The organism is Microbacterium luteolum, assembly GCF_039533965.1.
Taxonomy (GTDB): domain Bacteria; phylum Actinomycetota; class Actinomycetes; order Actinomycetales; family Microbacteriaceae; genus Microbacterium; species Microbacterium luteolum.
Genome location: NZ_BAAAUN010000001.1, coordinates 391,253 through 412,475 on the forward strand (window position 1 = coordinate 391,253; position 21,223 = coordinate 412,475).

Here is a 21,223-nt window from a genome sequence, read left to right on the forward strand (position 1 = left end):
GCGCACCCGATGTTCACGTGGATTTCGCGGCCGATTCCTCTCCCGGTCGTCTCAGTCGATCTGCGCGAGCGTCTGCGCGACGATCTCCTCGACGACATGGAGGCTGCGCTCGCGATCGGCATCGACGAGTCCGATCCGCGTCCGACGCTCCATCACGTCGTCGACCGTCATCGCGCCCTCGGCCCGCACGGCGAACTCGACTTCCGCGCGGGTGACCGCGATGCCTTCCGCGACCTCGGCTTCCGCGTCCGCGAGGCGGGCGCGGCCGACCACGTCATCCTGGATCAGTCGGATCGACGCCGAGCGGCTCGGCGCGAGGGGCAGGCCGCGCGTGCGCACGGCAAGGTCGACGGCATCCTCCGCCATCCGTCGGTAGGTGGTGAGCTTGCCGCCGAGGACGGTGACGAATCCGCCCTCGGAGACGGCGACCAGGTGCCGGCGCGAGACATCGGCTGTGGCATCCGCACCGTTGTCGACCAGGGGACGCAGGCCGGCGAAGGAGCCGCGCACCTGGTCGCGTCGGATCGGCGTCGACACCACCCGGTTCAGGGTGGCGAGGAGGAAGGCGATCTCGGGTTCGCTCGCCTCCGCGATCCGGGGAACGGGTCCAGGCGCGCTCTCGTCGGTGAGTCCCACGATCACGCGTCGCCCTCGCTGGGGGAGAGCGAACACGTAGCGGCTGATCGAACCCTCGTGCGGAATCGTGAGGGCGGCGGACGGATCGCCGAGGTCCGCTGCGTCGAGAACGATATGCGTGCCCCGGCTGGGTCGGACGGAGATGGCGTCGTCGAGCGTGCCGGCCCACACGCCGGTCGCGTTGATCACGCTGCGCGCGCGGATCTCGAACCGCTCGCCGGTGAACTCGTCCGTCACGACCGCCCCGCCGGCGTGCAGCCGCTCGGCGCGGACGTGCGTGAGGATGCGTGCCCCCATTCCGGCCGCCGTCCTCGCCACGGTCACGACGAGCCGCGCGTCATCGACCAGCTGTCCGTCGTACGAGAGCATGCCGCCGCGGAGGCCCCGCGCGTCGAGCGCCGGGAAGAGGCGCGCCGCGGTCCGTGCCGACACGGGGCGCGGGGCGGGCAGCACAGAACGCGGAGTGCGGGCCTGCATGCGCAGAAGGTCGCCGAGAGTCATCCCCACCGCGCCGGCGCCTCGTTGCCGCCAGGTCACGCCGGGGCGGAAGGGCAGTAGCTGTGCCAGTGGACGGATGAGGTGCGGCGCGATCGCCGTCATGAGGAGGTGGCGCTCCTGGGCGCTCTCCCTCGCGGTCGCGATGTCACCGGTCGCGAGATAGCGGAGCCCGCCGTGCACGAGCTTCGAGCTGAACCGGCTGGTCCCGAAGGCCAGGTCCTCGGCTTCGACGAGTGTCACGCTCAACCCCCGGGATGCGGCGTCGAGCGCGACGCCTGCTCCGGTGATCCCGCCGCCCACCACGAGCACGTCGACCTCGTCGAGGGATGATCGGTCCAGCTCTCGGCGACGGCGACGAGGATCGAGGTCGGACGACGGGCGACTCATGCCCGCAGATGTCCGTCGAGCGCCGCGCGCAGCTCGCGCTCCCAGGCTGCTTCATCGATGAGATCGGCGACCGTGCCATGCGAGATCACGGCCGACTGTGCGATCAGGAGCAGCATCACCGCGATCTCCTGCGGCTCGCCCGTGCGCACCGAGCCGTCGTCCTGCGCGGCGCCGATGGCCGTGGCGAGCCACTGCAGGATCATCCGCTGGCTGGAGCCGACGCGCTGCAGCGTGTAACGGGTGAACGCCTCCGGCTCATCGGCGAGCAGGCGGCCGTACACCGCGTCGTTGCGGAACAGGGAGGTGAATCTCATGACGTCGTCGACGAGCGCGGAGCGGGTGCGAGCCGGAGCAGGGAACTGATCGATGAGCCCCACGACGCGTCGCAACAGGGCGGAGCGGACGACGTCGTCCGCATCGTTCCAGCTGCGGTAGATCGTCGGGCGACTCAGCGACGAGCGCCGTGCGAGTTCGGCGATGGTCACGCCGTGGACTCCGCGACGGCCGATGAGGGCGTCGGCCGCGTCGAGGACGCGGGCCTGCGTCGCGTCCCACTGCGGGCGAGCGGCGAGGAGAGCGGATCTTCCTGGTTGACGTTCTTCCATGATCTGTCACACTGTAACGCATGGAGCAAGAGAACGGCAGAGGCGCCGACGCCGGTCCGATGCGCTGGAACGGCTGGGGAGATCCTGCCCAGGCACACGAGCTGCCACGTGCGGTGCGAGCGCTTCTGCCGCTCCTGCTGGGCCGCATCCGCCGCCCGCCGGCCGCGCCCGCACTCGACGAGGTCCGCATCGCCGACTGCGCGCTCACCGCAGAGGACTTTGCGGGTTTCGCCGCCGTCGTCGGGAGCGACCAGGTCGACGCGTCCGCGGAGGGGCGGATCCGACACGCCGGGGGCAGGTCGACGCCCGATCTCCTCCGCCGCCGTGAGAGCACCCAGCAGGTGCCGGATGCGGTCATCCGTCCCGGCAGTCACGACGAAGTGCGCGACTGCCTCGCCCTCGCCGCCGCTCGTGACATCGCAGTGATCCCGTTCGGCGGCGGCACCAGCGTCGTGGGTGCGCTCGATCCGGAGCGCGGAGCACACCGCGCCGTCCTCAGCCTCGATCTCCGGCGCCTCAGTGGACTCCTGAAGCTCGACCAGGTCAGCGGCGAGGCCGTGTTGGCGGCCGGGACCACCGGGCCTGAAGCCGAGGCGCTGCTGTCGGCGCACGGCCTCGAACTGGGGCACTACCCGCAGAGTTTCCGCTACGCGACGATCGGCGGGTTCGCGGCCGCCCGATCCTCCGGACAGAACTCGGCCGGGTACGGCCGCTTCGACACGATGGTGACCGGCATCCGGGTCGCGACGCCCACCGGCGACATCGACCTCGGCCGCTCACCGGGCTCCGCGGCGGGTCCCGACCTGGTTCGCGTCTTCCTCGGCTCGGAGGGGATCTTCGGGGTGATCACCGAAGTGCGCGTGCGCGTGCACCCTGTTCCGACGGAGAGGGTCTTCGAGGCCTGGTCGTTCCCCGACTTCGCGAGCGGTGCGGAGGGACTGCGCGCGGTCGCGCAGAACGGCGGCGGGCCGACGGTGATACGGCTGTCGGACGAAGCGGAGACCGCCGTGAGCCTGGCGCAGGTCGGCCGCATCGGAAAGGCGCTGGCGAAGGGCGCGAGCGTCGTCACCGTGTACGAGGGCGACGGCATCGCCGAGAGACGCGAGCGGACCGCCGCTCTGCTCGCGGCGGCGGGAGGAACCTCGTCCGGCCAGGGTGCCGCCGAGGAGTGGGTGTCAGGGCGCTTCGACGGACCGTACCTTCGCGACTCCCTCCTCGACGCGGGCGTCTTCTGCGAGACGCTGGAGACGGCGACCACCTGGGCGAACCTGCAGAGTCTGCGCACCGCCGTCGCGAACGCCCTGCGCGAGGGTTTCGCGGATGCCGGTGCCAAGTCGTACGTGATGTGTCATGTCTCACACGTCTACCCGACGGGCGCATCGCTGTACTTCACCGTGCTCGCCGGCATCCGCTCTGATCCACTGACCACCTGGCTGCCGGTGAAGGCGCGCGCGAACGACGCGATCCTCGCCGCAGGGGGCACGATCAGCCATCATCACGCGGTGGGGCGCGATCACGCACCGTGGCTGGCGCAGGAGATCGGCGAGACCGGCATCCGCATCCTGACCGCCATCAAGCGGGAGCTCGATCCGCGCGGCATCATGAACCCCGGAGCCGTCGTCGGTGCGTCGGCGCCGCTCGAGAGGATCGGCTGACGTGGGCCACATCGCCCTGCTCTCGAATCCGTACGCCGGCAAGGGGCGGGGCGTACACGCGACGGATGCCGCGGTCTCGCACCTGCGGTCGCAGGGAGCCGACGTGCGCGTCTACGTCGGCGATTCCGCGTCGGCGACCGTCGAGCTCGCCGTGCGCGCGCTCGACGAGGGCCCTGACGTCCTGGTGGTTGTCGGAGGGGACGGGACGCTCTCCGCGATCCTCGACGCGGTCTGCGCGGCATCCGTCCCCGTCGCGCTCGTCGCCGCGGGTACGGGCAACGACCTCGCCCGAGCGCTCGGGCTGCCGCGGCACGATCCGGCTGCCGCCGCGGAACTTGCACTGACCGGCGCCGGACGCGTGATCGACGTCGGCGAGGTGACGACCGGCGACCGCACCGCGCGTTTCCTCACCATCGCCGCGCTGGGATTCGACGCCAAGGTCAGCGACCGCACGAACAGGCTTCGCTGGCCGCACGGAGCTCTTCGCTACTACCTGGCGCTCGTCATCGAGCTCGCACGCCTCCGGCCGCTGCGCTTCACGGTGGCCGTGGACGGGGAGGCGCCCGTCACAGCGCTCGGCACCCTCGTCGCGGTGGGCAACACCGCGAGCTACGGGGGCGGCATGCCGGTGTGCGTCGGAGCGGAGCCCGACGACGGGTTGCTCGATCTCGTCCAGGTGGCCCGGATCGGACGTCTGAGGCTCCTGCGGCTGTTCCCGCTGCTCCTGAGCGGACGGCATCTCTCGCGGCCGGAAGTGCAGCGTCGCCGCGCACGGACGGTCACGGTGAGCGCGCCCGGTCTCGTCGTGTACGCCGACGGCGAGCGTCTCGGTGAGGACGAGTGCACCATCTCGGTGCGCGCGGCGGCGCTGACCGTGATGACGCCAGCTGAGGGAGGCCGATCGTGAGCGGTTTCGATGAAGACGTCGTGATCGTGGGCTCCGGATTCGGCGGGTCGGTGGCCGCCCTGCGCCTGACCGAGAAGGGGTATCGCGTGCGGGTGTTCGAGGCGGGGCGGCGCTTCGAGGACGAGGACTTCGCGAAGACGAGCTGGGACGTGCGCCGCTACCTGTGGGCACCGGGACTCGGATGCTTCGGCGTGCAGCGCATCCACCGGCTGCCCCACGTGATGATCCTCGCGGGTGCCGGTGTGGGCGGTGGCTCGCTGAACTACGCGAACACCCTCTATCAGCCTGGCGCAGCGTTCTTCGCCGACCTGCAGTGGGCGGGACTCGCCGACTGGGAGACCGAGCTCGCGCCCCACTACGTGACGGCGAAGCGGATGCTCGGCGTCGTCGAGCGCTACCCCCACAGCGGACCGGTGGAGAGGATCATGGCCGGCGCCGCCGAGGATCTCGGCGTGGGGAGCACCTTCCGTCACGCGCCCGTGGGCGTCTGGTTCGGCAAGCCGGGGGAGCGCACGGCGGATCCGTTCTTCGGCGGGGAGGGGCCAGAGCGCACCGGGTGCACGCTGTGCGGAAACTGCATGGTCGGATGCCGGGTCGGCGCGAAGAACACCCTGATGAAGAACTACCTCGCCCTCGCGGAGCGTCGCGGCGCCGCCATCGAGCCGCTTCGCACCGTCACCGAGGTGCGAGCGCTCGAGACCGGCGGGTTCGCCGTCACGACGCAGCGCAGCGGCGCGTGGCTCCGGCATGAGCGGCGCACCGTGACCGCACGCCAGGTCGTGCTCGCAGCGGGCACCTGGGGCACGCAGCAGCTGCTGCACCGCATGAAGCACACCGGGGCGCTCCCGCACGTCTCGGATGCCGTGGGCCGGCTCACCCGCACCAACTCCGAGGCGCTGGACGGCGCGGTGGCGACGAGGGTCCCGGATTCCCTCGCGCTGGCCCACGGCGTGGCGATCACGACGTCTTTCCATGTGGACGAGCACACGCATGTCGAGAACGTCCGCTACGGACCGGGCTCGAACCTGATGGGTGCCCTCGCGACCGTGATGGTGTCGGGAGACCGCTCGCTCGCCCGGAGGATCGGCGGCGTCGTGGCCCGCGCCGTGAGGTCGCCGATACGCCAGTGGCGCCTGGGGTCGCTGCGGCGCTGGAGCGAGCGCGGCATCATCGCTCTCGTGATGCAGACGGCGGACAACTCGCTCACGCTCTCGCTGCGACAGAGGCTCGGTCGCCTCATCCTGACCAGCGCTCAAGGTCATGGGGAGCCGAATCCGAGCCATCTGCCGCAGGCGCATCGCGCCGCGCGTGCCATCGCCGCGCGGATGCGCAGGGAAGGCGGCGTTCCCGCCGAGGCGCGCGGATCGTGGCCCGAGGTCTTCGGCATCCCCCTCACCGCGCATTTCCTCGGCGGGGCGGTGATCTCCGACTCGCCGGCGAACGGCGTGATCGATGCGTATCACCGCGTGTGGGGGCATCCGGGACTGCATGTGGTCGACGGCGCGGCCGTGCCGGCCAATCCCGGGGTGAACCCGTCGCTGACGATCACCGCTCTCGCCGAGCGGGCGCTGTCGCATTGGCCCCGTCGTGGTGAGGAGGACCGGAGACCCCGTCAGCCCGGGAGCTGACCTTCGGGGGCGGAGAGCTGTTCGACGCCGTCGGCCTCCAGCGAACGAGAAGCCGTCCAATGCCAGCCGTAGGCGACGCTGAACGCGCACAGAGCGAGGAGCGGCAGGGCGACGATCGGTGTGGTGATCTGGTCGAGCAGGGTGCCGTAGATGTCGTTCTCGGCCTTGGGCCAGGAGCCGACGATCAGGATGACGATCCCGCCGACCAGGAGACCGAGGCCGGCGAACGCGAAGATGTGCCGACGGACGCTCGAGACTCCGCGCAGAAGCACGCCCAGGCCGTACGCCGCACACCCGCCGATCACCGTCGCGGCCGCGGATATCGCCAGGACGTAGACCAGATGGAGCAGCGCCACGTAGAAGAAGACGACGAGGATGCCGCTCGGGTTGCCGGTCGAGATCGTGCCGACGATCGTCGCGACCGGCAGGAACAGCACGTTGAAGGAGATCAACGCGGCGAGCGCACCTCGACGGAACTCGCTCCAGCGGAACGCCATGGGGTGCTCGGCGGTGCGCGGCGATGGTCGGTCGATCATCTTCTCAGGCTAGGCCCCGAGCCATCGGCGCACGGCGCGGCGCCCCATCCGAATCGTGAACGATCCGGATGGGGCGCCGCGTCGAGCGGCTTCGCGCTCAGCGGCTCTCGATGCCGCGGATCTGCGGAGTGTGGAACGAAGCGCCGAACGCACGGTCCGATGCACCCTCGCGGTCCAGGTACGGCGAAGCGCCACCGTCGATGAAGGGCCAGCCCGCGCCCAGGATGAGGCAGAGATCGATATCCTCGACCTCGGGGACGACTCCCTCGTCGAGCATGAGCTTGATCTCGGTGGCGAGACCGTCCTGCACGCGCTGGAGGATGGTCGCCGCCGAGGCCGGCGCCTTGCCGACAGCCGGCTTGAGCACCTTCTCCGCCTGCTTCGTCCAGCCGGTCACCCGACCGCCCTTGTCCTTCTCGACGACCGCGTCCAACTCGGCGAGAGCGTGGAAGTTCTCGTTCGCGTAGAAGCGGTCGGGGAACGCGTGCACCATCGTGTCCTGCACGTGCGCGGCGACCTTCCAGCCGACCAGGTCGATCAGTTGGAACGGACCCATCGGGAGGCCGAGCGGACCGAAGGCCTTCTCGACATCGGCGATCGGGGTGCCCTCGTAGACGGCGCGCGCCGCTTCGCCCATGACCTTGGCGAGCAGGCGGTTCACGACGAAACCGGGCGCGTCAGCGGTGAGCACCGCGTTCTTGCCGAGGTTCTTCGCGACGACGAAGGCGGTCGAGAGTGCGGCATCCGCCGTCGCCGGCGTCTTCACGATCTCGATCAGCGGCATCACGGCGACCGGGTTGAAGAAGTGGAAGCCGACCAGGCGCTCAGGGTGCGCCAGCTTCGACCCGATCTCCTCGACCGAGAGCGACGAGGTGTTGGTCGCGAGGATCGCGTCCTCGGCGATGATCTTCTCGATCTCGCCGAACACCTGCTGCTTGACGCCCACCTCTTCGAACACGGCCTCGATCACGAAGTCGCAGTCCGCGTAGAGGGTCTTGTCGGTCGTGCCGGTGACGAGCGCGCGCAGTCTGTTCGCCGCGTCGGAGTCGAGCCGTCCCTTGGCCTCGAGCTTGCCGATCTCCTCGTGGATGTACGCCACGCCCTTGTCGACGCGCGCCTGATCCAGATCGGTGATCAGCACCGGGACCTGGAGCTTGCGCACGAAGAGCAGGGCGAACTGACTGGCCATGAGGCCCGCGCCGATGATGCCGACCTTCGTGACCTTCTTCGCGAGCTCCTTGTCGGGTGCGCCGACGGGGCGCTTCGCACGCTTCTGCACCAGATCGAACGCATACATCGAGGCGGCGAACTGGTCACCCGTGACGAGCTCGGCGAGGGCTTCGTCCTCGCGGGCGAAACCTTCTGCCTTGGTGCCGCTCTTCGCCTTGTCGAGAAGGTCGAGCGCCGCATACGGGGACTTCGGAACGGTGCCGATCTTCGACTCCAGCATCCCGCGCGCCATCTTGATCGCGATCGGCCACTTGGTGAGTCGCTCGATCTTGCCCGGCTCGTTCTTCCGCTCGACCTTCTTGCCGCCGAGGACCGCGTCCGCCCACGCGAGCGAGTTCTCGAGGTAGTTCGCCGCGGGGAAGATCGCGTCGACGATCCCCAGGTCGAACGCCTGCTGGGGCTTCAGCATCCGGTTCTGCTTCAGCGGGTTCGAGATGACGACCTCGAGGGCGTTCTCGATGCCGATGAGGTTCGGCAGCAGATAGGCGCCGCCCCAGCCGGGGATGATGCCGAGGAAGACCTCGGGCAGCGCGATCGCCGCGGCGGAGGCGTCGACCGTGCGGTACGACGAGTTGAGCGCGATCTCCAGCCCGCCGCCGAGCGCCAGGCCGTTCACGAAGGCGAACGAGGGGACCCCGAGCTCGCCGAGCTTGCCGAGGACCTTGTGGCCGAGCTGCGCGATCAGGCGGGCGTTGTCGCGCGACCCGACCTTGCTGATGTCGGACAGGTCGGCGCCGGCGGCGAGGATGTACTGCTTGCCGGTGATGCCGACCGCCTGGATCTCACCTGCTGCCGCCCGGGCCTTGAGCGCGTCGAGGGTCTCGCCGAGCTCGGTGAGCGTGGCGGGTCCCAGCGTGCTGGGCCGGTTGTGGTCGCGACCGTTGTCGAGCGTGATCAGCGCGAGGGTCTTGCCGGAGGCGAGGCGGATGTCGCGCACGGGGGAGTGCGTGATGACCTCTCCCTCGGTGAGCGCCTGGATGGGCGAGAAGTCGACGTCTTCGTAGCTCACTTCTTCTTCTTTCCGTCGTAGTGCGGGTTCTCCCAGATGACCGAACCGCCCTGGCCCAGGCCGACGCACATCGCCGTCAGGCCATAGCGGACATCAGGGCGCTCGGCGAACTGGGCCGCGAGCTGGATCATCAGACGCACACCGGATGCCGCGAGCGGGTGGCCGAGCGCGATCGCGCCGCCCCACTGGTTGACCCGCGGGTCGTCGTCCGCGATGCCGAAGTGGTCGAGCAGCGAGATCACCTGGATGGCGAACGCTTCGTTCAGCTCGAACAGTCCGATGTCGGAGATCTGCAGGCCGGCCTTCTTCAAGGCCTTCTCCGTGGAGGGGATCGGCCCGATGCCCATGATCTCGGGCTGCACGCCGGCGAACGCGAACGAGACCATCCGCATCTTCGGGGCGAGACCGAACTCCTTGACCGCACCGCCGCCGGCGAGCAGCGACATGGTCGCGCCGTCGGTGAGCGGCGAGGAGGTACCTGCCGTGACGCGTCCGTGCGGACGGAACGGCGTCTTGAGCGCGGCGAGGTCCTCCATCGTGGTCTGCGGGCGACGACCTTCATCCTCGGTCGCGAGCCCCCAGGCGCCGTCAGCGCCCTTCGTGGCGACGGAGACCAGGTCGGGCTGGATCTTTCCCGCGTCGTACGCGGCCTGCACCTTGTGCTGGCTGAGCATGCCGAAGCGGTCGGAGCGCTCCTTGGTGAGATGCGGGAAGCGGTCGAAGATCCGCTCTGCCGTGACGCCCATGTTGAGGGCACCGGGTTCGACCATCTTCTCGGCGACGAACCGCGGGTTCGGGTCGGCGTTGCCGCCGATCGGGTGATGTCCCATGTGCTCGACGCCGCCCGCGAGGGCGAAGTCGTACATGCCGACGCCGATGGATGCGCCCATGGTGGTGACGCTGGTCATCGCACCGGCGCACATGCGCTCGACGGCGAGGCCGGGGACCGTCTGCGGGAGGCCCGCGAGGATCGCCACGGATCGCCCGAGGGTGAGGCCCTGGTCGCCGGTCTGGCTCGTCGCGGCGATCGCGACGTCATCGATGCGGTCGGCCGGGACGGCCGCGTTGCGCTCCATGAGGCCGATGGTCGCCTTGACGGCGAGGTCATCAGCGCGGGTGTTCCAGTACATGCCCTTTTCGCCGGCGCGCCCGAACGGGGTGCGCACTCCATCGACGAAGAAGACGTCCGAGATCTCGGCCACTCTGCCTCCAAGTTTGTGCGGTCGCCTCAGTCTAGGAAGGCGCCGAAACCGGGAAGAATCGGTTGGATCGAACCTACGAAGCGGGTGCGGGCGTGGTGTCAGGCGATTGCGTCGCCTCTACAAAGGCAGCCGCGATCTTCTGTGCGGTCTGTGCAATCTGCCACGGACGTGCGCCGAGCGCCGAGAGGGCGGCTCCGATGTCCTCCGCGGTCTCACCGGGCGCGTCCCAGGCCACGCGTCGCAGGAACTCCGGGGTCAGCAGGTTCTCGGTCGGCATCCCCAGTTCCTCGGCGACCGCCTCGACGACAGGGCGGGCGGCCTTCAGACGCGCGTCTGCTTCGGGGTTGCGATCCGACCAGGCACGCGGCGGCGGGAGGGTGTCGCTCGGAACCCGTTCGCGGGGGAGCTCCTCCGTGGCGCGGCCGTCCACGATGGCCTGCCACCAGCGGTCCAGCTGCGTGCGGCTCGCACGACCCTGGAACTCCTTGACACCGGCCAGAGCCTGCTTCGACTGCGGGTTCGCCATCACGGCGGCGACGAGCGAGCGATCCGGAACCAGCCGGCCCGGGGAGACGTCCTGTTCCTGCGCGAACGTCTCGCGGGCCTGCCACAGGGACCGGGCGACCGCGAGATTGCGTGCGCCGCGCACCTGGTGCAGACCGCTCAGACGGCGCCAGGGGTCCTCGCGCGGGGGCTTGGGCAGGCGGGTCAGCGTCGCGGCGAACTCCTCGGCGGCGAACTCCGTCTTCTCCTGCTCCTCGAGCTCGGCGACGAGCGCGTCGCGGACGTCGATCAGGTGCAGCACGTCGAGCGCCGCGTAGTCGAGCCACGAGTCCGGGAGCGGACGGGTCGACCAGTCCGAGGCGGAGTGCTCCTTCTTGAGCGTGATCCCGAGGGTGTCCTCGACGACGGCGGCGAGGCCCACGCGTTCGTGCCCGAGCAGGCGCGACGCGAGCTCGGTGTCGAAGATCGACGGCGGCTCGAGGTGGAGCTCGCGGAGGGAGGGGAGGTCCTGGCTCGCGGCGTGGAAGACCCACTCCGTCTCGCCGATCGCCTCCTGGAGCGGGGAGAAGTCGCCGAGCTCCGGGGGATCGAACAGGAAGACGCCCGCGTCCCGCCGGAACACCTGGACCAGGTAGGCGCGCTGCGAGTAGCGGAAGCCGGACGCCCGCTCGACGTCGACGGCGACCGGTCCGGTGCCGGCCGCGAGTGCGGCGCACGCCGCGCGGAACTCGTCGACATCCGAGATCACGGAGTATTCAGTCACGTGCTGCCTTTCGAGCGCCGATCACGGCGATGCCCTCGGAGCCCGGCGGAAGTCCCGCCAGCATTCCGACCAGCTCGGCCCATGCTTCGACGTGAGGTCGGAACGGGCCATCCGGAGTCCAGGACGCCCGCAATTCTATCTGTGCGCCGTCGCCTTCGACGGCGAGGCCGCCGAATCCCTTGGACAGCGTCTTCGTAGAAGTGCCCGATGCCGAGTGGTAGATCGCCTCGCGGGAGTCGAGCGCATCGACCAGCCAGGACCACGTCACGTCCGCCAGCAGGGGGTCCGTGCCGATCTCGCTCTCGAGCGGCGCCTGCGCGAAGATCACGATGCGCCACGCCCCGCCCCAGGCTCCTGGCTCGTCCGGATCGTGCAGCAGCACGAACCGGCCGGTGCCGTAGATCGACTCTCCGTCGCCCTCCGGACGCACGTCGGCGGCGAGAGCGACGGCGAAGGGCGCCAGGCCCTGGGGCGTGGAGATCTCGCGCACCGTGATGTCGTCGCGGAACGCGGTCTCGCGCAGTTCGGCCATCGCGCTGTCGAAAGGGGTCCCGGCATCGGGGTGTGCGGTCACGGCAACAGGCTAGAGTCAGGAGGCGATGAAGAGTCTCAGGCACGCCGTTGCACTCCTTGTCCCCGCAGTGCTCGCGCTCGGGGCCGCGCTGTCGTTCCTCGTTTTCGGAGTGGCCCGACGCGTGGTCACCCCGATGCGGAGACCGGTCGACACGCAGATCCTCGCCGTCGACACCGGCGCGCAGACGATCGAACTCGAGCGCACGGCCGACACCGAGCTCCCGGGTCGCTACGGGCTGTTCACCACGGGCACGTACGGCTACGTGAAGCTGGGAGCGGTCCTCGGCGTCGATGCGACCAGTGTGCGGCGCAAGCTCCTGACCAAGATCGAGACCGGCGCGCGGGTGGATCGGGGCGCGGGCTTCAGCGGCTACTACTACTCGTCGCCGAGCGAGCTGCACCTGTCCTGGCAGAACGTGCTGATCGGATCACCGGCAGGACCGTGTCCCGCGTGGTTCTTCCCCGCGGCGTCGTCGACGTGGGTGATCCAGGTGCACGGGCGGGGTGCAACGCGCGTCGAATGCCTGCGAGCGGTTCCGGTCCTGCACGCGGCGGGGTTCCCCAACCTCGTCGTCTCGTACCGGAACGACACCGAGGCGCCGCGCAGCCGGGCGGGTGCCTACGCTCTCGGGACCGCGGAATGGCGCGACGTGGATGCGGCGATCGCCTATGCGCTGCGCCACGGGGCCGAGCGTGTGATCCTGATGGGCTGGTCCATGGGCGGCGCCGTCTCCCTGCAGGCGTCGGTCAACTCGAGCTACCGGGATCGCATCGTCGGCCTGATCCTCGAGTCGCCGGTCGTCGACTGGCGCACGGTGCTGAGGTTCCAGGCGCGGATCGCGGGAGTCCGTGCTCCGCTGCCGGAGCTGGCGATGAGTGCCCTGCAGCGGCCTCTCACCGCCCGCATCAGCGGTGCGGACGACGCGATCTCGTTCGACCGCCTCGACATGGTCGCCCGGTCGGGGGAGCTGACCGCGCCGATGCTCATCCTCCACAGCGCCGACGACGGCTTCGTGCCGATCGACTCCTCCCTGGCGCTGCAGCGGGCGCGCCCCGATCTCGTGACCATGCCGGAGTTCAGCGTCGCACGGCACACGAAGATCTGGAACTACGACCAGCCCGGCTGGACGGCGGCGATCACCGACTGGCTCGAGGCGCAGGGTTTCAGCGCTTCTGCCTGACCTGTTTCTTCGCGCGCATCAGCATCCCGGTCATCCCGCCGATCCGCAGCGGTGAGACCGCCTTGGTGAGTCCGATGGACTGGGGGTAGTCGTCCGGGATGGCGAGCACCTCGTCGGAGGTGAGCCCGGTGAGGCCCTGGACGAGGATGCTGGCGAAACCGCGGGTGGTCGGCGCCTCCGGCGGCGCCGTCGCGTGCATGGTGACGATGTCGTCGTTCACCTCGACGTAGATGTAGACCGGGGACTGGCACTCCGCGACGCGCTCGTACATCTCCGGATGATTCGCGACCTCATCGGAGACGGCGGGCAGTTCGTCGGAGTACTCGAGCAGCAGCAGCAGCCGATCCGCTTCGGGGGTCTCCAGGAAGCCGTCGCGGATGTCGGCGAGGATGTCAGGAAGGTCGCTGGCGCTCATCCCTGACATCCTCCCATGTTCAGAGCGCGCCGGGCTCGGCGCCCGTCACGATCGGGACCCGGACCGCGCTGCCCCACTCCGTCCAGGAGCCGTCGTAGTTGCGCACGTTCTCGAAGCCGAGCAGGTGCGTGAGCACGAACCAGGTGTGGCTCGAGCGCTCACCGATCCGGCAGTAGGCGACGACGTCGTCGCCGTCCTTCAGGCCGGCGCCGTCGCGGTAGATCGCGTCGAGCTCAGCGCGGCTCTTGAATCCACCGTCCTCCGCGACGGCCTTGGCCCACGGCACGCTCTGCGCGGTGGGGATGTGCCCGGCGCGCAGGGCGCCCTCCTCGGGGTAGGCGGGCGCCGTGGTGCGCTCACCGCTGTACTCCTCGGGCGAGCGCACGTCGATCAGCGGGTTGCCGATGTGTGCGAGGACGTCCTCCTTGTAGGCGCGGATCGCGGAGTCGTCGCGCTCGACGACGGGGTACTCGGTCGCGGGGCGCGTGGTGGCCTCGCGTGTGAGCTCGCGTCCCTCGGAGATCCAGCGGTCGCGGCCGCCGTCGAGCAGTCGCACGTCCTCGTGTCCGAAGAGGGAGAAGACCCAGAGGGCGTAAGCCGCCCACCAGTTGTTCTTGTCGCCGTAGATGACGACCGTGTCGTCACGGGCGATGCCCTTGCGGCTGAGGAGCTCGGCGAAGCCCTCGCCGTCGACGTAGTCGCGAACGACCGGGTCATTGAGCTCGGTGTGCCAGTCGACCTTGACCGCGCCGGGGATGTGGCCGGTCTCGTAGAGGAGCACATCCTCATCGGATTCGACCACGACGAGTCCGGGCGTTCCGAGTCGCTCCGCGAGCCATTCGGTTGTCACGAGGCGGCCGGGTTCGGCGTACTCGGCGAACTTGGGGGAGGAGGAATCGAACTCGATGGCCATGGGTTCTCCGAAGCATTGAGCGGACGAGGGGGTGGGTGCGAACGGCGTAGTGTTGAGCCGTCCCTTCGACGATAGATCCCCGCAGCGCGCCCTGCGCCCGAATCGTAAGACTTCGACACAGGTGCGCACCCGATTCAGGACCGTGATGACCGACACGACCAGCCGCACAGGAATCGTGCACCTCACCGAGCGCCAGCCCGCCGTCAGCGGACCCGAGATGCTGGCGAGCCTGGTGCCGCCGCCGCAGTTCGACACGGCCACGTTCGACAGTTATCGCGCGGATCCTGCCTATCCCTCCCAGGAGGAGGCCAAGGAGACGCTCATCCGCTTCGCCGGCCGCGGCGGTCCGGTGAAGCGCGGCGGGTTCTTCAGCCGTGCGAAGAAGGAGCCCGAGGTCAAGCCGGGGGTCTACCTCGACGGCGGCTTCGGCGTCGGCAAGACGCACCTCCTCGCGTCGATCTATCACGCCATGCCCGCACGCCGGAAGTACTTCGGCTCGTTCATCGAATACACCGCACTTGTCGGTGCGCTGGGCTACAAGAACACGGTCGACCTGCTCAAGGGCGCCGATCTCCTCTGCATCGACGAGTTCGAGCTCGACGATCCGGGCGACACCATGGTCATGACGCGCCTGCTGGGCGAGCTCGTCCCGACGGGCACCCGCCTGGCCGCGACCTCGAACACCCCTCCGAACGCTCTCGGCGAAGGACGTTTCGCCGCGCAGGACTTCCTTCGCGAGATCCACGCGATGTCCGACAGCTTCCAGACGATCCGCATCGACGGCGTCGACTTCCGGCAGCGCGCTCTCGACGGACACGCCGTCGTCCTCGACGACGAGGCCTACGACGCCGCGCGAGAGGCGGGCGCGACCGCCGGCACGGCATCCGACGACCGCTTCGATGATCTGATCCGTCACCTGGCCCAGGTGCATCCGTCTCGCTACATCCGGGTGATCGACGGACTCGACCAGGTCGGTCTCCGCGGCGTCCGCCAGCTGACGGACCAGTCCGAGGCGCTCCGGTTCGTCGCATTCGTGGATCGCGTGTACGACGCGCAGCTCCCGATCATCGCCACGGGCCTCGGTCTGGACTCCGTGTTCTCCGATGAGATGCTCGCCGGCGGATACCGCAAGAAGTACCTCCGCGCCATCTCGCGACTGAACGCGCTGACGCATTCTGCGTGAGCCCGCAGGCCCGTGTAACGCGATGTTCACACCCGGAGCCCTTCTGTAACACCGGGGAAACAAACCTCACGCATGCGCGAAACCGCGCGTCGTCACACTGAAGCTCTCAATTACTTCGGATGTGAGGTTTTCCTATGGATGCTCCCGGCAACATCTCGTGGGCGATCACCGCGACAGCGCTGGTCCTGCTCATGACGCCTGGCGTCGCCTTCTTCTACGGCGGTCTCGTCAAGGCGAAGAGCGTCGTCAGCATGATGATGATGAGCTTCGGCTCGATCGGCCTTGTCGCCGTGCTGTGGATTCTCTTCGGCTTCTCCATGAGCGCCGTCGACAGCCCGACCGCCTTCGCCGGCAACCCCTTCGCGGACTTCGGTCTGTCGAGCCTCGCCGCGGGTGAGGGATCGAACGTCGCCCTTCTCGGTGTCGCGTACGGCGCCACCTTCGCGATCATCACGGTCGCCCTGATCTCCGGCGCCATCGCCGACCGCGCGAAGTTCGGCAGCTGGCTGATCTTCGCGGGTGTCTTCGCCACCGTCGGCTACTTCCCGGTCGCCGCCTGGGTCTGGGGCGGCGGTTGGATCATGAACCTCGGCACCACGCTGTTCGGTGAGGACAGCGGCATCGGCGTCATCGACTACGCCGGTGGTACCGCCGTGCACATCAACGCGGGTGCTGCAGCCCTCGCTCTCGCCATCGTCCTCGGGAAGCGCATCGGTTTCCAGAAGGGCATCCTCAAGCCGCACAACGTGCCGCTGACGCTGCTCGGCGCCGCACTGCTGTGGTTCGGTTGGTTCGGCTTCAACGCCGGCGCGGAGTGGCTCGCCGAGGACATGGGCGGTGTCGGCCTCATCGGTCTCAACACGCTGGGTGCCACGGCTGCGGCCATCCTCGGCTGGATCCTGATCGAGAAGATCAAGGACGGCAAGCCCACCTCGGTCGGCGCGGCATCCGGTGCGGTCGCCGGTCTCGTCGCCATCACCCCGGCATGCGCCAACCTGACGCCCGGCTGGTCGCTCCTGCTCGGCGCCGTCGCGGGTATCGTCTGCGCTCTCGCGGTCGAGCTGAAGTTCCGTCTCGGCTTCGACGACTCCCTCGACGTGGTCGGCATCCACCTCGTCGGCGGTCTGATCGGAACCCTGTACCTGGGCTTCTTCGCCACCGGCACCGGCCTGTTCGTCGGCGGAGACGCCCGCCAGCTCGCCGTCCAGGTGATCGCCGCCCTCGGCGTCCTGATCTACTCCTTCGTCGTCGCCTTCATCATCGGCTTCGCGATCGAGAAGACGATCGGCTTCCGTGTCACGAACGAAGACGAGATCGCCGGTGTCGACCAGGTCGTGCACGGCGAGGAGGGCTACGCTCTCGCGGACGCATGACAGCGGTTAGGGTGACCGTGTGAGCAACACCGACGGCATCCTCGCAGCAATCGTGAAGTTCCTGCAGACTCTGCGGGGATCGAACCGGGCGCCTCGGACGGAAGATCGTCCGAGGCGCCCGGTCGCGCGTCTGCGGCCATCCTCCGAGGCGCGCGGACCCGCTCGTGTGCAGCACGACCGGGGGAGCGGCGGTGGCACGGCCACGATCCGGATCGACCCGGAGCGCATCGACGATCTGCTCGTCGGGTACTCGCCCCAGAGCGACGGCGCGCCGGATGCCGGAGAGATCGTGTGGACCTGGGTCCCGTACGAGGAGAACGACGGTCGAGGCAAGGACCGGCCGGTGCTCGTCATCGGACGTGCGTCGGCCGATCGCGTGTACGCGGTCCGCATGACCAGTCGGGCCCATGACGGCGACCGCGATTTCCTCGCGATCGGCGCCGGCTCCTGGGACTCGCAGGGGCGTGAGTCCTGGGTCGACATCGAGCAGCTGTACAGCGTGCACGAGCACGGCCTGCGGCGCGAGGCGGCCGTGCTCGACCGTCGGCGCTACGACAGGGTCGCGAGTGCGCTCACACGCCGCTACGGCTGGGCTGCAGCGGGCTGAGCGACGGGAAGGCCTGCAGCACCATCTCGACGAGCTCGGTCAGCGGGCGCGTCAGAGGATCGGTGGCAGGGAGACCCAGGCTCAGTTCGATCTCGTCGATCGACGCGCTGAGCTGAGCCTCCGAGAGGTTCTCGTGATTCACCGTTATGCCGATCACCTTGGTGTCTGCGAAGGCCTCGATGAGTGCGACTTCGCTCTCCACCGTGGGCATCGCGACCATCGGGAAATCGCCGAGGTTCTTCCGCCCCGGGGCGTGCTGCACGATGACGCCGGCCGGCTGACTGCCGCGGAGGATGTGCGCCGAGGTGATGTACGCGGGGTGGCTGAGCGCACCCTGACCCTCGACGATGATCACGTCGGGATCCTCGCCCTCGAAGGCCGCGACGACCTGGTTCTCGACCTCGCCCGAGCAGAACTGCGGGACGAGCGCGTCGAGTGCGACACCGTACTTCCCACCCTGGATGATCGTCGTCTGACCGGTCCCGACCATCACGGCGTGGATGCCGTGGTCGTTGAGAGCACGGACGAGCAGGGTCGCCGTCGTGCGCTTGCCGATCGCGCCGTCGGTTCCGAGGATCGCGATCCGCGGGCACGTGACGTCGAAGATCCGCCCGGAGAAGAGGTGGAGGTCCTTCTTCTCCTTCGGGCGGCGGATGTCGGTGATCGTGACGCCGGCGAGCAGGCTCGCCGCGACGAATTCCGCGTCATCCGTCAGGAACTCGTGCAGGCCGTTGATGATGTGCATACCGCGGGCGATCCCGTCGAGCAGCACGGTGCGCTGGCCGGGTGAGAGCAGACCGTCGGCGGGCGCGACACCGCAGATCAGATAGTCGGGTACGTGTCCGGCGTGAGCGATCGCGGCGGTGAGGCCGTCGAGGATCGGGATGCCGATCGTCGTGCCGTCGAGCAGCATGCCGGCATCCGCGCCCGCATGGGTGCTGTCGATGACGCTGAGGATCTCGTACTTCTCGGAGTGGCGGACCAGCCCGTTGGCGGTCTTGCCGTCCTGCTCGCCGAACTGACCCTCGCAGTAGATGACTGCGGTCGTGCCGGTCGGGAGCTGCGGCTCGGCCCAGGAGTGGGCGGAGGAATCGCTCGAAGCAACGGGCAGGGATGGGTGAGACATGGCTCTCCTCGGATCGCACAGAGGAGGCGACGGAGAACGAAATGGCCGAGAACGGCCCGTTGGTCGACAAGAAGTCTTCCCTGATACCGGCAAGATGCCGGTTCGCTCACCGTAGCAGGGCGGTCTGGGACTCCGCCGCGAGTCGAGCAATCCGATTCGCCGGGTGCGACGAATCATCTGTGAGCCGCGATCGCGGCGAAGCTCAAGGAGGAATCATGCGTTTCATCCCCACCAAGGTCCACGGCATCCTCGACTACATCGTCGGCGTGGCCCTCATCGCTGCACCGTGGCTCTTCGGATTCGCCGGCATGGGCGGTCCTGCCGTCATCATCCCGATCGTGCTCGGTATCGGCCTGATCGTCTACAGCCTGTTCACCAAGTACGAGTGGGGCCCGTTCGGATTCATCCCGATGCCCGTCCACCTCGTGTTCGACATCGTCGCGAGCCTGTTCCTGGCGCTGTCGCCGTGGATCTTCGGGTTCTCTGGCGAAGCCCTGAACGTCTGGCTGCCGCACGTCGTGGTCGGCGCCGCGGTCATCGTGGTCGTGCTGTTCTCCCAGCCGCAGCCGGCGACCGCACGGGGTCGGGTCGCCACGGCCTGATCGTCACCTGCCGCAGAGGCGCTCCTGGCCCACCGGCCCGGGGCGCCTCTGTCATGCGCGGAGCGCCTCGCTGAACCAGCGTGCGTAGAGCTGCCACGGGTCGCCCACGGCGCGGAGGCGCGTGATGTGGGCGCGCAGCTCGGCGTCGAGGGTGAACCACTCGCCGCCTTCGCGGATCGCAGCGTACTCGCGGTGCCGCTGCTGTTCGATCGACCTGCCGCCGCGTTCGAAGGCGAGCAGCTCGTCATGTCTGATGCTCGCGAGCCGCTGCCGAGGGCGTCTGCTCGTGCCGATCTTCACGCGTCGGTCGTACCGCAGGTAGTAGACGACCTCGATCTGCGGCAGCGGGAGATCACTGTCGGGAACATCGCCGTACCGCCAGCCGCACGTCTCGCAGATCCAGGCGCTGCCGATGCGCGACCCCGAGCCGCCTCCGCAGAGGAGGCAAGGGCCGGGCAGGTCGCGATTCGACGGCATGACTCGAACGATAGGAGCAGGCTCCGACACCGGGCGGCGGGAGCGACCGATGGTTTCGAGGAACGGGGCGGGCGCATAGTGTCGAAGGCAGCGCGAAGGGAGAGGCGATGACGGCGGTGACCAGAAGGATCCTGAGCGCGGGTGTGGCAGCATCCGCCGTTCTCGTGCTCGTCGCCTGCACGGTCGCGCCCGTCCCGCGTCCACCCGCGGCAACGAGTTCCGCGTCGTCGTCGGTGGAGCCGGGGGAGGCGACCGTCGTGGCGCAGGACCTGGACGTGCCGTGGTCCATCGCGTTCCACGATGACGTCGCTCTGATCAGCGAACGGGATTCCGCCCGCATCCTCGAACTCGCCGCCGACGGCAGCGCGCGGGAGGTCGGCGTCATCGAGGGTGTCGCACCGAGGGGTGAGGGCGGGCTGCTGGGCATCGCCGTCCTCGACGACTACCTCTACGCCTACTTCACGGGCCCGGAGGACAACCGCATCGAGCGTTTCGAACTCACCGGCGCAGCTGGAGATCTCGCGCTGGGACGTGCTGAGAGCGTCATATCCGGAATGGCCGCGGCCGGCAATCACAACGGCGGGCGCATCGCGTTCGGCCCCGACGGGATGCTCTACGCGACCGTGGGCGATGCGGGAGATCCTTCGAGCGCGCAGGATCTCGACTCTCTCTCCGGGAAGATCCTCCGTTTGACGCCGGAGGGAGCGATCCCCGCCGACAATCCCTTCGAGGACTCGCCGGTCTACAGCTACGGGCACCGGAATCCGCAGGGTCTGGCCTGGGATGAGGGTGGCACGATGTACGCGAGCGAGTTCGGTCAGGACACCTGGGACGAGCTGAACGTGATCGAGGCCGGTGGCGACTACGGCTGGCCCGAGGTCGAGGGCATCGCCGGCCGTGCAGGATTCATCGATCCCGTCCAGCAGTGGACTCCCGATGTCGCCAGTCCCAGTGGCATCGCCGTCGCGGACGGGTTGCTCTGGATCGCAAACCTGCGGGGCGAGCGCCTCCGAGAGGTCTCCCTCGACGATCTCGGCGCGGCGACCGAGCTTCTTGTCGGCGAGTACGGGCGTCTTCGCGACATCGTGGTCGCACCCGATGATGCGCTGTGGATCCTCACCAACAACACGGACGGTCGCGGCGGGCCGTCCGAGGGAGACGATCGGATCGTCCGCGTCGCGCGCGGGTGACGCGTCGGCGACCGAGGGGCGAT

At 69.1% G+C, this 21,223-nt stretch carries 20 protein-coding genes; 9 read left to right on the forward strand and 11 right to left on the reverse strand.

Annotated features, from left to right (window positions below; genetic code table 11):
- Window positions 1-51: 51 nt before the first annotated feature.
- Together ABD648_RS01920 and ABD648_RS01925 are read right to left on the reverse strand one after the other, a co-directional pair.
- Complete coding sequence (locus ABD648_RS01920) at window positions 52-1,521, reverse strand: glycerol-3-phosphate dehydrogenase/oxidase (protein ID WP_282217045.1); 1,470 nt, start codon at window positions 1,519-1,521, stop codon at window positions 52-54.
- Window positions 1,518-2,126 carry a TetR/AcrR family transcriptional regulator gene (locus tag ABD648_RS01925; RefSeq protein ID WP_282217046.1) on the reverse strand — a complete coding sequence of 203 codons (609 nt, stop codon included), beginning with the start codon at window positions 2,124-2,126 and terminating at the stop codon, window positions 1,518-1,520. Before ABD648_RS01925 ends, ABD648_RS01920 begins: the two co-directional genes overlap by 4 nt.
- A gap of 20 nt (window positions 2,127-2,146) precedes the next feature.
- Between ABD648_RS01925 and ABD648_RS01930 the strand changes: the two genes are divergently transcribed.
- The 3 genes from ABD648_RS01930 to ABD648_RS01940 are packed head-to-tail and all read left to right on the forward strand — an operon-like array spanning window position 2,147 to window position 6,316.
- Window positions 2,147-3,781, forward strand: a complete 1,635-nt coding sequence (locus tag ABD648_RS01930) for an FAD-binding oxidoreductase (RefSeq protein ID WP_282217047.1) — start codon at window positions 2,147-2,149, stop codon at window positions 3,779-3,781.
- 1 nt (window position 3,782) lies between these two features.
- Entirely contained in the window at window positions 3,783-4,688 is a 906-nt protein-coding gene (locus ABD648_RS01935; RefSeq protein WP_282217048.1) for a YegS/Rv2252/BmrU family lipid kinase, read from the forward strand.
- On the forward strand, window positions 4,685-6,316 hold the full coding sequence (locus ABD648_RS01940; RefSeq protein WP_282217049.1) for a GMC oxidoreductase: 1,632 nt from the start codon (window positions 4,685-4,687) through the stop codon (window positions 6,314-6,316). The genes ABD648_RS01935 and ABD648_RS01940 overlap by 4 nt, the downstream gene beginning before the upstream one ends.
- Here ABD648_RS01940 and ABD648_RS01945 read toward each other — a convergent pair.
- The 5 genes from ABD648_RS01945 to ABD648_RS01965 form a co-directional block, all read right to left on the reverse strand.
- Complete coding sequence (locus ABD648_RS01945; RefSeq protein WP_282217050.1) at window positions 6,301-6,852, reverse strand: hypothetical protein; 552 nt, start codon at window positions 6,850-6,852, stop codon at window positions 6,301-6,303. The genes ABD648_RS01940 and ABD648_RS01945 overlap by 16 nt on opposite strands.
- Before the next feature lie 97 nt (window positions 6,853-6,949).
- A complete protein-coding gene (locus tag ABD648_RS01950; RefSeq protein ID WP_282217051.1) occupies window positions 6,950-9,091 on the reverse strand; it encodes a 3-hydroxyacyl-CoA dehydrogenase NAD-binding domain-containing protein in 2,142 nt (713 codons plus the stop codon).
- Window positions 9,088-10,293: a thiolase family protein gene (locus tag ABD648_RS01955; RefSeq protein ID WP_282217052.1), complete on the reverse strand. Its 1,206-nt coding sequence runs from the start codon at window positions 10,291-10,293 to the stop codon at window positions 9,088-9,090. Before ABD648_RS01955 ends, ABD648_RS01950 begins: the two co-directional genes overlap by 4 nt.
- 73 nt (window positions 10,294-10,366) lie before the next feature.
- The gene (locus ABD648_RS01960; protein ID WP_282217053.1) at window positions 10,367-11,560 is read right to left on the reverse strand and encodes a ribonuclease D; all 1,194 of its coding nucleotides are present in this window, start codon (window positions 11,558-11,560) and stop codon (window positions 10,367-10,369) included.
- Window positions 11,553-12,134 (reverse strand): DUF3000 domain-containing protein, encoded by a 582-nt coding sequence (locus ABD648_RS01965; protein ID WP_282217054.1) that lies wholly within the window; start codon window positions 12,132-12,134, stop codon window positions 11,553-11,555. Before ABD648_RS01965 ends, ABD648_RS01960 begins: the two co-directional genes overlap by 8 nt.
- Window positions 12,135-12,159: 25 nt before the next feature.
- Here ABD648_RS01965 and ABD648_RS01970 point away from each other — a divergent pair, with 25 nt between their 5' ends.
- Window positions 12,160-13,314, forward strand: coding sequence for an alpha/beta hydrolase family protein (locus tag ABD648_RS01970; protein ID WP_282217055.1), 1,155 nt, complete (start codon window positions 12,160-12,162; stop codon window positions 13,312-13,314).
- On the opposite strand, the gene ABD648_RS01975 is transcribed toward ABD648_RS01970, so the two are convergent.
- Both ABD648_RS01975 and ABD648_RS01980 read right to left on the reverse strand, forming a co-directional pair.
- Window positions 13,298-13,729, reverse strand: a complete 432-nt coding sequence (locus tag ABD648_RS01975) for a SufE family protein (protein ID WP_282217056.1) — start codon at window positions 13,727-13,729, stop codon at window positions 13,298-13,300. The two genes, ABD648_RS01970 and ABD648_RS01975, sit on opposite strands and share 17 nt — an antisense overlap.
- Before the next feature lie 19 nt (window positions 13,730-13,748).
- Complete coding sequence (locus ABD648_RS01980; RefSeq protein WP_282217057.1) at window positions 13,749-14,642, reverse strand: sulfurtransferase; 894 nt, start codon at window positions 14,640-14,642, stop codon at window positions 13,749-13,751.
- A 145-nt stretch (window positions 14,643-14,787) separates the two neighbouring features.
- Between ABD648_RS01980 and zapE the strand changes: the two genes are divergently transcribed.
- The 3 genes from zapE to ABD648_RS01995 all read left to right on the forward strand — a co-directional run bounded on the left by zapE (window position 14,788) and on the right by ABD648_RS01995 (window position 17,805).
- Window positions 14,788-15,825, forward strand: a complete 1,038-nt coding sequence (gene zapE / locus ABD648_RS01985) for a cell division protein ZapE (protein WP_282217058.1) — start codon at window positions 14,788-14,790, stop codon at window positions 15,823-15,825.
- Between the two features lie 134 nt (window positions 15,826-15,959).
- Window positions 15,960-17,198: an ammonium transporter gene (locus ABD648_RS01990; protein WP_282217059.1), complete on the forward strand. Its 1,239-nt coding sequence runs from the start codon at window positions 15,960-15,962 to the stop codon at window positions 17,196-17,198.
- A gap of 19 nt (window positions 17,199-17,217) precedes the next feature.
- Window positions 17,218-17,805, forward strand: a complete 588-nt coding sequence (locus ABD648_RS01995; protein WP_282217060.1) for a type II toxin-antitoxin system PemK/MazF family toxin — start codon at window positions 17,218-17,220, stop codon at window positions 17,803-17,805.
- Here ABD648_RS01995 and ABD648_RS02000 read toward each other — a convergent pair.
- Window positions 17,771-18,931 (reverse strand): N-acetyltransferase DgcN family protein, encoded by a 1,161-nt coding sequence (locus ABD648_RS02000; protein ID WP_282217061.1) that lies wholly within the window; start codon window positions 18,929-18,931, stop codon window positions 17,771-17,773. The two genes, ABD648_RS01995 and ABD648_RS02000, sit on opposite strands and share 35 nt — an antisense overlap.
- A gap of 215 nt (window positions 18,932-19,146) precedes the next feature.
- On the opposite strand from ABD648_RS02000, the gene ABD648_RS02005 reads away from it, so the two are divergent.
- The gene (locus ABD648_RS02005) at window positions 19,147-19,533 is read left to right on the forward strand and encodes an SPW repeat domain-containing protein (protein WP_282217062.1); all 387 of its coding nucleotides are present in this window, start codon (window positions 19,147-19,149) and stop codon (window positions 19,531-19,533) included.
- Between the two features lie 51 nt (window positions 19,534-19,584).
- Here the strand turns inward: ABD648_RS02005 and ABD648_RS02010 are convergent, their stop codons facing one another.
- Complete coding sequence (locus ABD648_RS02010) at window positions 19,585-20,010, reverse strand: GIY-YIG nuclease family protein (protein WP_282217063.1); 426 nt, start codon at window positions 20,008-20,010, stop codon at window positions 19,585-19,587.
- A gap of 107 nt (window positions 20,011-20,117) precedes the next feature.
- On the opposite strand from ABD648_RS02010, the gene ABD648_RS02015 reads away from it, so the two are divergent.
- Window positions 20,118-21,200: a PQQ-dependent sugar dehydrogenase gene (locus ABD648_RS02015; RefSeq protein WP_282217064.1), complete on the forward strand. Its 1,083-nt coding sequence runs from the start codon at window positions 20,118-20,120 to the stop codon at window positions 21,198-21,200.
- The last annotated feature ends 23 nt before the right edge of the window (window positions 21,201-21,223 follow it).